The organism is Paraflavisolibacter caeni (assembly GCF_025628885.1).
Lineage (GTDB): Bacteria > Bacteroidota > Bacteroidia > Chitinophagales > Chitinophagaceae > Flavisolibacter > Flavisolibacter caeni.
Window position 1 is genome coordinate 1 of sequence record NZ_JAOTIF010000077.1, and the last position, 769, is coordinate 769.

The following is a 769-nucleotide window of genomic DNA, read 5'->3' on the forward strand; positions in this document are numbered from 1 at the left end:
ACCGAGTTGGTGTAGCGGTACTGCACCCCCGAAATGGAGGCCGTCTTGTCGGTATAGACCTTGTCTTCGACCCGCTCATAGAACACATTCCAGCCCGACTCCAGCCCCACCTCCAAATTGGACTTCTGCCATTTGTTGAACTCCAGGGAGATGCCTCGATAGCTGACCTTGGAGACATAATCCTTCAAATCCCCCATGGGAAAGGCAATGGGATAGCTCATCACAAAGCTGCTGCCGTAGCGGTGGTGCTGGGCCCAGAGCGAAGCACTGCAGCTCAACAGCAATACTAGTATCCAAATCTTTTTCATAGCCATAAGGTTTAGTGTTTGAGATAAGGGGATTGACTATAGGCCTTGTTGATGCCTCCTTGCACCCGGCTGGTGATGGAGGCCGTGCCCCCCTCGGCCAGCCCATTGATGATGAAGTTCCACACCACCGGCAGGTTCTCCCCATTCACTTTGCCCTTGATGTCCACCATCTGCCCCAGCACCGAGCCGGAGCGGTAGCCGGTCACATAAGGGGGATAATAGCCGGGATAGTACCAGCCATACCAGCCCCCGTACCACCAGTCCCAGTACCACCAGTCATAGTAATAATAAATGTTGGTGGTGGTCATGGCAGAGACCAGCAGCAGCACATCGGGATTGTTGTTTTTGCCCACCAGCTGCCAGCCATTGGCCGTCATATTTTGTTTGATCTGGTCCAGGATGGCCTTGCTGGAGGCGGCACTCAGGAACTGGGGTTTGCCGTCCCCATCGGGATCATTGAG

Annotated in this window: 2 protein-coding genes; both read right to left on the reverse strand. The window is 54.5% G+C overall.

Going from position 1 to position 769, the window contains the following annotated elements:
- Window positions 1-308: hypothetical protein (locus tag OCK74_RS27830; RefSeq protein ID WP_279300392.1), on the reverse strand; the 308-nt coding region annotated here is incomplete at its 3' end.
- Between the two features lie 11 nt (window positions 309-319).
- On the reverse strand, window positions 320-769 hold a 450-nt coding region (locus OCK74_RS27835; RefSeq protein WP_279300393.1), incomplete at its 5' end, for a DUF4136 domain-containing protein.